The organism is Blastopirellula marina (assembly GCF_002967765.1).
In the GTDB taxonomy this organism is placed as follows: Bacteria; Planctomycetota; Planctomycetia; order Pirellulales; family Pirellulaceae; genus Bremerella; species Bremerella marina_A.
On sequence record NZ_PUHY01000004.1, the window covers coordinates 607,681 to 620,029 of the forward strand.

The following is a 12,349-nucleotide window of genomic DNA, read 5'->3' on the forward strand; positions in this document are numbered from 1 at the left end:
GCGAAAATGCTTGTCACGGCGTCGGAGGCCGTGCATCCAAGGGGAGAAGGAGACATGAGGGAGGGGGTCGGATGCGGGGATAGTGGGCATTCCCGCCTCTCCCTATAATGATGAATTCTCCCAGCGGGGTGAATAGCTTGGTTAAAAACTGAGAAGAATTTTTTTTCGGAACGAGACGACCCACACCGACTCGCTGCGATTTCATAAGGATTAGATTGATCGTGTCAGACAAGACTGAAAACGTCATTATCGTCGGAAGTGGACCTGCTGGATGGACGGCTGCAATCTATGCAGCGCGTGCGAATCTAAATCCGTTGTTATATGAGGGCGCTGCCCTGCAAGAGCATTACGACCTGGGCCGCGGTCCGTTAGGGCAATTGGCCATGACGACCGAAGTCGAGAACTTCCCTGGTTTCCCGGCGGGCGACTTGAGCGGTTATCTCGATAATGCGATCGACGATAGCCTCCGCCAGTACATGGCTCCGCACCAGAAGCACGGTGTTAGCGGCCCAGAACTGATGGAACTGATGCGTCAACAAGCGAAGAACTTTGGGACACGAGTGGTGACCGACGATATCGTCGAAGTTGACTTCTCCACCAGTCCCTTCAAGTTGAAACCACGTGAAGGGGAACAGTGGCTTCAAGCTCGTTCGGTGATCATCGCCACTGGAGCACGGGCCAATTACCTCGGTCTGGAGTCGGAAAACATCTACAAAAACCGTGGAGTGAGTGCCTGTGCGGTGTGCGATGGTGCTTTGCCTCGGTTCCGCAACAAGCCATGTGTCGTGGTGGGCGGTGGTGACTCGGCCATCGAAGAAGCTGACTACCTCAGCAAATACAGTTCGGTCGTGTACTTGGTCCATCGTCGCGACAAGTTCCGAGCCTCACAGGCGATGGTCGATCGGATCATGGCTAACAAGAAGGTCGAAATCGTCTGGAACCATGTCGTGACCGAAGTTCTCGGTGACGATCAGAATGGCGTCACCGGCGTAAAGCTTGATAGCACCGTGGATGATTCCAAGAAGGAACTGGAGACAAGCGGCTTCTTCCTGGCGATCGGACATACGCCCAACACAGATTTCCTGAAAGGGAAGTTGGATATGAACGATGCTGGCTATTTGAAGTGGACGGTTCCGTTCCGCACCAATACCAGCGTGGAAGGGGTATTTGCCGCAGGCGACGTCGCTGACGACTATTACCGTCAGGCAATTACTGCGGCCGGAACCGGCTGTATGTCTGCTTTGGATGCCGAACGATGGTTGGCCTCTCAGGGCTTGCATTAAGCCAAAAATGCAACCATCATTAGATGCACTGAGAACCTTGCTGGTTCGATTTGCACACTGAAACAGCAAAGCAAGGGGAACTATGACAGTTCCCCTTCTTCATGGTCCCACCTCTCCATCATCCCCTTATCTACGCCAAATCTAGGCGAAGGATTCGCTATGTCGGAAACCACAACCAAAGTCGAAACAGATCGCGAGATTCTGGAAGAGGCTCAAGCAAAAGGCCCTGGAGCGACGCTTGGTGCTTGGGTTCGCTTGTCCGGGCCTGGCTGGATTCAAAGCGCAATTACGCTGGGTGGTGGTTCCCTTTCCGGGGCTGTATTTCTCGGGATCTTGGGTGGTTTCAATCTACTTTGGCTGCAACTGGTTGCCATTGTGATGGGCGTGGTGATGCTCTCGGCGATCAGCTATGTCACGCTTTCGACTGGCAAGCGTCCCTTCCGCGAAATCAATTCGCACATCAATCCGGTGCTGGGTTGGGGCTGGGTGCTGGCAACCGTTGCGGCGAACATGATCTTCCTGATGCCGCAGTTCGGGCTCTGCTATGGCGTGCTCAATAAGAATATGGGGCTCTTTACCGATGGCCTCACTTCGCAGATTGTCGTCTCGGCACTCTTGTTCGTGGCCGGTGGGGCGATGGTTGTTTTAAACATGCGACCTGGTTTGCCATCGAAAATCTTCGATATCTTGCTGAAAGCGATCATCGGCATGATCGTGCTCTGCTTCTTTGGCGTGGTAATCAAGTTGGCCATGTCCGATGCTTTTTCCTGGTCGGACGTCTTCCAAGGTTTCATTCCTGATTTATCTGGTTGGAGCAAACCGACGGGGCAACTCGCTGAAATCGCGGCTCAAGTTGCCGAACCATATCGTAATTTTTGGACGGACAAGATCGTGGCCGACCAACGTGCCGCGATGATTGGTGCGGCTGCCACGGCCGTCGGTATCAACATGACTTTCATGATGCCGTACTCGATGTTGGCTCGCGGGTGGGATCGTCCGTTCCGCGGCTTGGCACGCTTCGACCTTTGTACTGGTATGGCGATTCCTTACATCTTGGTGACCAGTTGCGTGGTGATTGCTGCGTCGTCCGCTTTCCATGCAAATCCTGGCGAAGACTTTCTCTCGAATGATCCCGCTGTAATGGCGACAAGCCCTATCTACGGTGGAGCTGAAAAGTTACTCGCAACGCGCGTTCTGATGGACAAGGAGCAGCCGTTGGATATTCCTGATGCTTACTTGGAAGGGGCGAAGTCAGAAACGGGCGACATCGACAACGGCAAACTGATTGCGAACATGCTGGCTTCGGGCGAAAAGTATCCGCCACTGCTCGATCGGATGGCCAAACTCTCGAAAGAGGAGAAGACGCTCGCAGCATCGCTCGTCAAACGTAACGAAGCGGTCCTCGCCGACTCACTGAAGCCACTCTTGGGTGAGTTTCTATCGAAGTGGATCTTCGGACTGGGCGTGTTTGGAATGGGCTTTTCGACGATTGTGATCTTGATGATGATCAACGGATATGCTTTCACCGAAATGGCCAATGTAAAACCGAACGGAGTTGTGCACATCATCGGTTGTGCTTTGGCAGGGCTTTCGGGAGCTTCCTGGTTTATCGTCTGGAATGGAGACGCGAAGACTTGGCTTAGTATTTTGGCGTCGAGCTTTGCGGGAATGTTCCTCCCGATTGCCTACGTGACGTTTTTCATGATGATGAATAGCACCCGAATTCTCGGGAAAGACAAGCCAACGGGAATTAGTTGGCTAATCTGGAATGTGCTGATGCTCGTATCGGTTGTGGGGGCCATTGCTGCCTCCAGTGTGGCTATTTACGACAAGGTGACTGGAGCGGGTACACCGCTTCCGTTGAAGTACACCGTCTTGACCGTTGTGGTCGGCTATCTGATCCTGTTTGTAGGCGGATTCTTCTTCCGATCGCCTCACGACGAGGCTGCGGCGGAAGAAGGAGTCGCTGACGCGTCGTAATTCAGATCACTCCTAGCGATCCCTGTTCATACAAAAGTCCAGGGATCGCGACGGATGTAATTCGATAAACAGGGAAGGTCCCATGCAGAAACGGTCCGTTCTGGAAGCTCGTGGTGCGGAGACAATTGGTCAGCAAGTTTGCCTTGAGGGTTGGGTCCGTACCCGTCGCGATTCCAAGGGAGGCTTCAGCTTTATCGAATTGAACGATGGAAGCTGCCTGGCCAATATTCAGGTTATCGCCGACGATAAGTTGCCCAACTACGAGAACGAGATTAAACACCTCACGCCTGGGTGCTCGATTCGTGTGGTTGGTGAGGTCAAAGAATCGCAAGGCAAGGGCCAATCGACCGAAGTTCAAGCTGCGGAAGTATTTCTCTACGGAACGGCGGATGCGGAAACGTATCCGCTGCAGAAGAAACGGCATACCTTCGAGAAGCTCAGGGAATGGGCTCACCTGCGAACTCGCTCGAACACGTTTGGATCGGTGTTTCGTGTTCGGAATCGGGTCTCGTTCTCGATTCACCAGTTCTTTCAGGAACGGGGTTTTCTGTACGTCAACACGCCAATCATTACCGCCTCGGACTGCGAAGGGGCTGGTGAGATGTTTCGGGTGACGACGCTTGACGTCCAAGAACCACCGAAGGTCAACGGTAAGGTCGACTTCAGCAAGGACTTCTTCGCGCGACCCGCGTTTCTGACGGTGAGTGGCCAGTTGGAAGGAGAGATCTTTGCTACCTCGTTGGGCAGAGTATACACCTTCGGTCCTACTTTCCGCGCGGAAAACTCGAACACCTCGCGTCACTTGGCGGAGTTCTGGATGGTGGAGCCAGAGATCGCGTTCGCGGATCTCGAAGCCAACATGGAAGTAGCGGAAGCATTCCTTAAGCGAATCTTCACCGACGTGATGAACGATTGCGCCGACGATATGGCGTTCTTCAACGAACGAATCGAGCCAGGCATCCTCGATACCTTACAAGGCATCGTCGAGACCGAGTTCCTACGATGCAGTTACACCGATGCCGTCGAGATCTTGCAAAAGTCCGGGCATCAATTTGAATACCCAGTGAGTTGGGGAATGGATCTTCAGTCGGAGCATGAACGGTACCTGACCGAGCAGCATTTCAAGCGGCCAGTCATCCTGCACGATTATCCGCGTTCGATTAAACCGTTCTATATGCGGTGCAATGAAGACGGGAAAACGGTCCGCGCGATGGATGTGCTCGTCCCGAAAGTGGGCGAAATCATTGGTGGCAGCCAGCGGGAAGAGCGGCTCGATGTGCTCGAAAGTCGCATGGCTGAGCAAGGATTGAATGCTCAAGACTACTGGTGGTATCTAGACTTACGTCGATACGGCACGGTTCCTCACTCCGGTTTTGGCCTTGGCCTGGAACGCGTCCTACAGTTTATTACTGGCATGGGGAACATTCGAGACGTGATTCCGTTCCCCCGGACTCCTGGTTGGGCCGAGTTTTAATCGGCTCATTTTCCGCCGATTGCCCTGAGGAAACCGAAATCATGGATCATCGACGTGCATTGATCGTTCTGACTCTTCTAGGGACTCTGTCCCTCGTATCGACCACGTTCGGCGTCGATTTGAGGGAGCTAAAAAAAGAGATCGAGGCAGAAAAGGCGGTCTTGCTCGATGTGCGTGAAGAAGTCCAGTGGAAAAAGGCTCACCTGGAAATCGCAGTTCCGTGCCCATTCTCCAAAGTTTCGCTCGACATCGAAGCACGAAAGTTCATCGCTCCTTACCTGGAAGTTCCAGGTCTGAAGATTTATTGCTTCAGCGAGAAGGGCAAAGTCGCCGTCGTTGCGTCCGATATGTTCAATCGTGTCGATGCGAAGGTTATCCCAATCACGCAGCCTTATCAGGCTTTCGTCGATGCAGGATTCAAGGAAAAGAAGGCGGGCGACCCCAATTACGATCCCAGCATCCCGTTGTCTGCCCCATAGTGGTCGGTCGGTGGTTTTCCGCGTGGTAGCGATGCCGACGAGTGCATTGCGGGCTTATTCTGGTTATATTCACAGGTGTGTGAAAACCCGTCCGCCCCTACGAAAAACGCATCGACTAGAAGAATCGAAACGATGAAATACGAACTTCGCCCATTCGTCCTTTCTGTCGCCACTCTCCTATGCCTCGTTTCGTCGGCGTTTGCCGTCGACCTGAAAGAGGTCAAGAAGGAGGTCGAAAGCGGAAAGGCAATTCTGATCGATGTTCGCGAAGAAGAGGAATGGAAGAAGGCCCATTTCGCCGATGCCATCCTTGTGCCCGGTTCGGAGATCAATTCTCGGGAGAGTAGTGCCAAGGCCACCGAGAAAATCAAAGCCGAGCCGGAACAGAAGATCTACTGCCACTGCAAATCCGGAGGCCGCGCGAAACTTGCCGCACGCGTCCTCGGCAAGATGGGGATCGAAGTCATTCCGATCACCGAGTCGTATGTCGACATGGTTGAAGCTGGCTTTGTGCAAGCATCCGACAAGGATGCCAAGTCGAAGCCGCAAGAGAAACTGACGCCTCCGCAGTCGAACGACTAATCATCGTCCGTTACTTGAACTGAAAATAGAAGAGCAAGCCGGCGATGGTCTTACCGTCGGCGATCCGTCCATCGCGAATCATCTCTTTCGCTTCATCTAGCGACACCACATGGTTCTCGATTTCTTCTCCTTCTTCGCGAGCTGGTGCGTGCATTGTGAGACCGGTCGCCAAATAGGTGTACATCTTTTCGTCCATCACGCCAGGCGATGGATAGTAGACGGTCAGTAGTTCGATCTTGTCCGCTCGGTAGCCAGTCTCTTCTTCGAGTTCACGACCAGCGGTGATTTCTGGCGGCTCGTTGGGTTCCAGCGTTCCGGCAGGTAACTCGAACAACGTCTCGTCTACCGCGATGCGATAATTTTTGATTAAGCAAACATGCTGGTCATCGACCAGCGGCAGAATCACCGCGGCCCCGGGATGCCGCATTACATCGCGCGGGCGTTCGCCTTGCCAGACACGTTCGATATTGAATCGAACTCCCTCGAAAACAGTCTCTGGCGATTTCATACGGAGAACTCCTGGCACAGATCTACGGAACAAGCATTTGGACGCCATTCATTGTGCGAAAGCGAGCCGTTCTTCGAAAGAGGGGCCATTCAGCGATTGTTCTCGTCCGTCGCCAGTTCCGCGGAATTGCCGATCATAAATGGCGTTTCCCCTCGACCCAAATGGTAGAGACCATGAAACAAGACGTTGAACAGAAGGACCCCAGCAATTGCTCCAACGAAAGTCAAGCCATTCACTTGCTCGTGAATCAGCGTCCAAATGAACTGGCCAATACACAAGAGCGACACAAAGATTAGCGTCGGGGTTCGGCTGATCAGATTCACTACCAGAGCTCCGAATGGGGCACCCAAGGCAACGATCGGGGCCGCCGCCAGCCAGTTGGTGAAGACCTCGGGATCAATTCCGTAGGTGCTTGGCTGCCACGCTGCCAAGAGGGAATTCGACGCAATTCCGACGACCGAGGTGAACGCCATCAAGATAACCGACGTGGGAATCGCCAGCTTGAGATCCGCTCGGTAGAGCAGAACCAACGTAGCGTAGATCAACATGTCGATCCCCACACCTGTAATCGAAGACGCGATGCCCCCCATGATTCCGATGAGCAGACCAATCGGAAGATCGTAAGCTCGCCAGCGACTATTAACGCCGGTGGCGGCTACTAATTCACGCAGCTTCACTAAGTGCATGATGCCGAAACTGGCCCAAATCACGGCGAAGATCAACTTCACCCATAAATCAGAAATGGCCGGCGCTACCCAAGCGGCTCCAATTGGCATACCGACTAATACGCCGAGCAGGGCAGGGCGAAGCAGGTTCCAATCGACGCTTCGACCTGAGGATAGAATGTAGATGCTGGCCGACACCATCCCAATCGACTGAATGGCTAAGCCAAAGTTGCGACCGAGTGAGCCAGGCATTTCGAATAACAAGACCAGAACGGGAAACGCGACCGTGCCGCCACCCATGGGGGTCGCACCGGCTACGTACGAACCTGCCGACATCGTCAATGCGATTGGCCAATGCGCGGCAACCGTCGACCAAGCCTCACTTAGCGAGACGATCGCCAGCCAAGTGCCATAAAAAGCGACAAGCCAGGCATAAAATGGCCAGAGCCGAGGGAGCGATTTCAACGTAAGAAACCCCATCGAGGGTGACGTCCAAAGAAAACGGATTGATGATTCACAACCCCCAAATTTCAATCATGGCGAAGTCACGAATCTTATCCGATTAGCCGAATTGTGTGCGTCTAAACAACAGTTGTCAAGACAATTGTTCAGCAGAAGAAGCGATATGCGATTTTTCGTAATGGCGTGGAAACACTCTCAGTGCTAGACTCCAATGTGTTAACTGTCGAGCATCGACCATCTTAGGCGGATTGGGTAGATGCTTAGGTAAGTGCCAGGCTCATTATCCCGAAGGTTCTCTTTCGGGAGTAGGTATTCCACGCGTGGTTTCCCAGCATCTCGATCCGGACCATCCGCCACCGAAGCCCAAGCTGCCCATGTCCGGACCAATTCGGAAGATGGTGGTCGGGGCGTCCCTATTTCTGGCGATTTGCATCACTGCTGTGGCTGGCTACATGGCCCATGGATGGCGGCTCGACGATTCGATTTACATGGTGGTGATTACCATCTTCGGAGTGGGGTACGGGGAGGTCCAACCGGTCGAATCACCTGCGCTCAGGGCGCTGACCATCATGGTGATTATCGCGGGCTATGGAGCGGTGATTTACACCGTCGGCGGATTCATGCAGATGGTGGTCGACGGTGAACTTCAGAAAGCATTGGGAGCACGACGCATGTCCTTAGAAATCGATCGACTCGACCGTCACACGATCATCTGTGGCGTGGGACGGATGGGCTCGATCCTAGCCCGCGAACTGGCCGCGTCCGGCAAGCCGTTCGTCGTGATCGATACGGACGAACGGCGGCTGCATGCTGCCCAGGAATTGGGATACCTCTTCATCAACGGCGATGCCACCGACGAACACGTCCTGGAACAAGCCGGGATCAAAAAAGCGGCTGTGTTGGCGACCGTGTTATCTGAAGACACGACCAACGTATTCGTCGCCGTGACCGCTCGAGGGATGAATGCAGAGATCATGATCATCGCGCGGGGCGAGAATCCGAAAACCGAAAAGAAACTACTCGGTTGCGGTGCTAATAAAGTCGTTTTGCCCACGGCTATCGGAGCGAAGAAGTTGGCCCAGATGATCATTCGCCCGTCCGCCGAACATATGCTCGAGCAGATGACGGCCCAGGGCGACATGAAGGACGAATTGGGGCGAATCGGTTTGCAGTTCGACGAACTGACAGTGGTAGACGGAGCTGCGTTAATTGGCAAGACGATTAGCAGTATCGAACTGCGCAGCAATCATGGATTCTTGATCGTTGGTGTGAGAAAACCCGACGGTAGCACCGTTCTCAACCCGCCAGGTGAGACGATTCTCGAAAGTGGCGATACCGTCATCGTGCTGGGACATACGAATGATATTCCCCAATTGGCCGAGCGATTCAATGCTAAGTCGCGGAAGATCACCTATCGCGGTGTGACGTTAGATTCCTAGGTGCCGAATGCCGTCTGTGGAAGTTCGTAAGGCCGAGCCGGATGAATACCCGGCGCTTTGGCCGTTGTTTCATGACACGATTCACCATGTGAATTGTCGTGACTACTCCGCCGAGCAGATCGCCGTGTGGGCGCCTGACAAGATCGAGATGTCCCGCTGGATTCGGCGGATGGAGCAGATCGACCCTTGGGTCGCGATCATCAACAAGCAATTGGTTGGTTTCACCGATCTTCAGGCCGACGGACTCGTCGACATGTTTTACGTCCATCACCAGTGGCAAGGGCAGGGGATTGGCAAGCGGCTGTTCGAGGTTATCGACGGCCGGGCGAGCGAGCTTGGACTCGTGGAACTTCACTCGCACGTCAGCATCACGGCCCGACCTTTCTTTGAGTCACGTGGCTTTCGCGTGGAAAAACCGCAAGAAGTGACGATCTCAGGTGTTGTCTTGCAGAACTTCCTGATGCGGAAAACACTTTTTACTTCGCAGGCGCGTGAAGGTACCGGCTCAGCGTCGTGAGGTTGTCCGCGAAGACTTCGCTGGAAATATACTGATCCCCAGGACGGAATTTCTGATCGCCGACAAGGCGTTGGTCTTGGAAAGTTTCGATCCAACGACCTGCACGGTCTAGACGATCGATGATCGTACGGATTTCGGAGGGGGATGGCGTCACGGGATCGCGCGTCTTGCCACCAACCAAGCGACGGTAACGATCTTTCAATTCCTCGAGATTGGCATCCGTCTTCCAGCCATAGTGATCTGGCAGGTTGGCATCGTCGTAGGTCAAGTAATAGTCCTTCCCGTTGCGGTTCATATAAAGTGGTTTATTGCTTTGCAGTTCGTAGTATCTGGCTAAGCGACCATCGGGCAGCAGCGAAGACTCCAGGTATTTCACCGCTTTAGGAATCGGTTCCAGGTACTTCCTTTCGTGCGTCACTTCGTAAATCGTCAGCAACGTTTCGATGGCATCTTGTGACTCGCGACCAGCAACGGCGGCAGGCTCGAAGCGTCGGGCCCAGATAGGGATCATCTCGTAACTATACTGCTGAGCCCAAGCCGGTTGCGGTTCTGGAAGTTGTGCCAGGATCAGAAAGTCACCGAATTTCTTCAGCGCTGTCAGGTACCGCTCATCTTCGTAAATCTGATGGGCGTCGATCAACACGGCCGACACGCTTCCCGCGAGGCCATCGTTTAGTGTGTACATGTCCCAGTAGTTCTTGATGCGGCCTTCGGTTCGCCAATCGTAACTGGGGAATGCTGCCTTGGTGATCTCAAGCGTTTGATCGACCGGACCTGTCCAGACTTGAGGGAATGCCCCGTTCGGGTATTGAGCTGCCAACAATGCGTCGAGTGCCATTTGAGCTGCTTCATGAATCTTTTTATTCTGGAACTGGTGCGCCTCATCGAGCTTCATGAGAAATCGGATGGCGGACTGGGTTTGATCATCGTCTAGTGATGAGTTGTTTTTCCCTTTGCCGTTACCGTTGTGGTACATGGCAACTCGATCGCCACTTGGATTGAAATCGATGCAATTGGTCCATCCGCCTGACTTCAGTTGCCCATAGATGAGTGCCTCGCCAGCTTCCGTCGCGGCATCGAGATAGAAGCGATCAGTCGTTGCGTCATAAGCTACCAGATACGCCATGCCGACCGTTGGTGTTCCAGGAGGTTGCACCCAGATTTGATCTTCGGAGGCCGAGCCCTCACCGTACCTACCTTTCAGGTCGACGGTGTAGAAATAAACGTAGCCGCCGTGGGAAGCGACATCATTTCGATAAAATTCCGCCGCGGTCTTCATCGCGGCAAGAGTCTCGCTCGGTGTCGGAGACTGAGCCGGCAATAGAGTGGGAGAGAATAGGACCAAGCAGATTAGCAATGGGAATTGGAATCGCATGAGGAGAGCTTCCAAAGACGTGGGAGGGAAGATTACTCAGTATAGCTTGGCACACGCTGTAATTGAACTTTGCTTGGATGACATCAGCCGTTCGTGGGCTAATTGATCGGCACAAACCATGGCAACAATAGGTGCCAAAATCCAAGTGCTAAGAGCAAGATCCAGGCAACAACCTGCAGGATGGTCGCTGGTGCGAGTTCTCCTCCCAGTCGATAGAATCCCTGCTTACGATGCATTCTCTCTATTACCTCTGGCCAGAAAATAACTGACAGCGGCAACAAGAGCACGAATCCTTTTTTCGCTGTGAGCTCAATGTTCGAGGTTGTCAGCCAAGTGAGTAAAACCGCGAAAAGTGCGATACCAATCGCGGCAATACGTTGGGCCGTCCATTCGATTAAACTACCGTCATGATTCATCGTTTGTATACCTACACGAATAACTCCAAGAAGTCTCGGAGTTATTCGTTATATACGCTGAATCTTAGAGAAGGAAGTTTCGAGATTAGCTGCCAGGCGGCATGTTCTTCATCGCTTCGCTCAATTCTTCCGGCAAAACTCTTCGTTGTGGCGTCGCGAAAGACCATGCATGTCCAAACGGATCGATGACAACCCCATAGCGATCTCCCCAGAACATGTCGGTCGGCGGCATCTTAACGGTTGCCCCTGCCTCTACGGCACGGGCAAAAGCAGCATCGCAGTCTGGCACGTAACGATGAATCGTAACCGGCGTACCGCCGAGTGACTTGGGCGACTGCGACGTCCCCTCGCAGTATTCCGGAAAGTCGTCTGCCATCATGAAAGTGTGCCCATCGACCATCATCTCGCAGTGCATCAGCTTGCTGCTGCCTTCCATGGGTAAGCGAAACTTCTCTTCGGCACCGAATGCCTTCTTGTAAAAATCGACTGCTTCGCAGCAGGGGTCACAAACCAGGTGAGGAATCAGCCCGCTAGGTCCTGGTGGTACAGCTTGGTTCATTGCTCTTGCTTTCGTGAAAGTCGTATTCGGATTTGATTGATTTACGCCCTAGGCGTCGTTGTAAGCTGTCTGAAGTGCGGCCACATCCAATTTGGTCATCTGCATCATGGCAGCCATGACCATCTGAGATTTCTCAGGATCAGCTCCGCTCATGAGTTCGCCCAGTAGCGTGGGCACGACTTGCCATGAGACACCGAACTTATCTTTCAGCCAGCCGCATCGGCTTTCCTCGCCACCTGCGGAGAGTTCTGCCCAGTAACGGTCGACTTCGTCAGCAGTCTCGCAATTGACGACAAACGAGATTGCTTCGTTGATTTGAAAGTGAGGACCACCGTTTAACGCGACAAATCGCTGTCCCTGGAGCTCGAATTCTACGGTCATGACTGAGCCGTCGGGTCCTGGACCAACTTCGCCGTAATAGGCGGTCTTGGTGATCTTGGAGTCGGGAAAGATTGAAACGTAAAAGTTCGCAGCTTCTTCCGCTTGATTGTCGAACCAGAGAAAGGGAGTGATACGGTGCATGAAGTGTGACCTCCTGGAATCGCTTGGTTGTGGATCTTACAGGTAGTCGCTCTTCGCCTAATCGATTCGACACGCCACGATAAAAAGT

Annotated in this window: 13 protein-coding genes; 7 read left to right on the plus strand and 6 right to left on the minus strand. The window is 53.4% G+C overall.

Annotation, left to right across the window (positions count from 1 at the left end; genetic code table 11):
• Window positions 1-215 precede the first annotated feature (215 nt).
• The 5 genes from C5Y83_RS03830 to C5Y83_RS03850 all read left to right on the plus strand — a co-directional run bounded on the left by C5Y83_RS03830 (window position 216) and on the right by C5Y83_RS03850 (window position 5,798).
• Entirely contained in the window at window positions 216-1,283 is a 1,068-nt protein-coding gene (locus C5Y83_RS03830) for an NAD(P)/FAD-dependent oxidoreductase (RefSeq protein WP_409994577.1), read from the plus strand.
• A gap of 159 nt (window positions 1,284-1,442) precedes the next feature.
• The gene (locus C5Y83_RS03835; protein ID WP_105328313.1) at window positions 1,443-3,263 is read left to right on the plus strand and encodes a divalent metal cation transporter; all 1,821 of its coding nucleotides are present in this window, start codon (window positions 1,443-1,445) and stop codon (window positions 3,261-3,263) included.
• An 82-nt stretch (window positions 3,264-3,345) separates the two neighbouring features.
• Window positions 3,346-4,737, plus strand: a complete 1,392-nt coding sequence (gene asnS / locus C5Y83_RS03840; RefSeq protein ID WP_105328314.1) for an asparagine--tRNA ligase — start codon at window positions 3,346-3,348, stop codon at window positions 4,735-4,737.
• A 41-nt stretch (window positions 4,738-4,778) separates the two neighbouring features.
• Window positions 4,779-5,216, plus strand: coding sequence for a rhodanese-like domain-containing protein (locus tag C5Y83_RS03845; RefSeq protein WP_105328315.1), 438 nt, complete (start codon window positions 4,779-4,781; stop codon window positions 5,214-5,216).
• 132 nt (window positions 5,217-5,348) lie between these two features.
• On the plus strand, window positions 5,349-5,798 hold the full coding sequence (locus C5Y83_RS03850) for a rhodanese-like domain-containing protein (RefSeq protein WP_105328316.1): 450 nt from the start codon (window positions 5,349-5,351) through the stop codon (window positions 5,796-5,798).
• Window positions 5,799-5,808: 10 nt separating this feature from the next.
• Here the strand turns inward: C5Y83_RS03850 and C5Y83_RS03855 are convergent, their stop codons facing one another.
• Together C5Y83_RS03855 and C5Y83_RS03860 are read right to left on the minus strand one after the other, a co-directional pair.
• The gene (locus C5Y83_RS03855; RefSeq protein ID WP_105328317.1) at window positions 5,809-6,306 is read right to left on the minus strand and encodes an NUDIX hydrolase; all 498 of its coding nucleotides are present in this window, start codon (window positions 6,304-6,306) and stop codon (window positions 5,809-5,811) included.
• An 89-nt stretch (window positions 6,307-6,395) separates the two neighbouring features.
• On the minus strand, window positions 6,396-7,451 hold the full coding sequence (locus C5Y83_RS03860; protein WP_105328318.1) for a sulfite exporter TauE/SafE family protein: 1,056 nt from the start codon (window positions 7,449-7,451) through the stop codon (window positions 6,396-6,398).
• Between the two features lie 356 nt (window positions 7,452-7,807).
• Between C5Y83_RS03860 and C5Y83_RS03865 the strand changes: the two genes are divergently transcribed.
• Window positions 7,808-8,872 (plus strand): potassium channel family protein, encoded by a 1,065-nt coding sequence (locus tag C5Y83_RS03865; RefSeq protein ID WP_199194974.1) that lies wholly within the window; start codon window positions 7,808-7,810, stop codon window positions 8,870-8,872.
• A 7-nt stretch (window positions 8,873-8,879) separates the two neighbouring features.
• Window positions 8,880-9,389, plus strand: coding sequence for a GNAT family N-acetyltransferase (locus C5Y83_RS03870; protein WP_105328319.1), 510 nt, complete (start codon window positions 8,880-8,882; stop codon window positions 9,387-9,389).
• Here the strand turns inward: C5Y83_RS03870 and C5Y83_RS03875 are convergent.
• The 4 genes from C5Y83_RS03875 to C5Y83_RS03890 form a co-directional block, all read right to left on the minus strand.
• Complete coding sequence (locus C5Y83_RS03875; RefSeq protein WP_105328320.1) at window positions 9,349-10,764, minus strand: pectate lyase; 1,416 nt, start codon at window positions 10,762-10,764, stop codon at window positions 9,349-9,351. The genes C5Y83_RS03870 and C5Y83_RS03875 overlap by 41 nt on opposite strands.
• A gap of 98 nt (window positions 10,765-10,862) precedes the next feature.
• Window positions 10,863-11,180 (minus strand): hypothetical protein, encoded by a 318-nt coding sequence (locus C5Y83_RS03880; RefSeq protein ID WP_105328321.1) that lies wholly within the window; start codon window positions 11,178-11,180, stop codon window positions 10,863-10,865.
• Window positions 11,181-11,265: 85 nt separating this feature from the next.
• Window positions 11,266-11,739 carry a VOC family protein gene (locus C5Y83_RS03885; RefSeq protein WP_105328322.1) on the minus strand — a complete coding sequence of 158 codons (474 nt, stop codon included), beginning with the start codon at window positions 11,737-11,739 and terminating at the stop codon, window positions 11,266-11,268.
• 48 nt (window positions 11,740-11,787) lie between these two features.
• Window positions 11,788-12,261: a VOC family protein gene (locus C5Y83_RS03890; RefSeq protein ID WP_105328323.1), complete on the minus strand. Its 474-nt coding sequence runs from the start codon at window positions 12,259-12,261 to the stop codon at window positions 11,788-11,790.
• Window positions 12,262-12,349 lie beyond the last annotated feature (88 nt).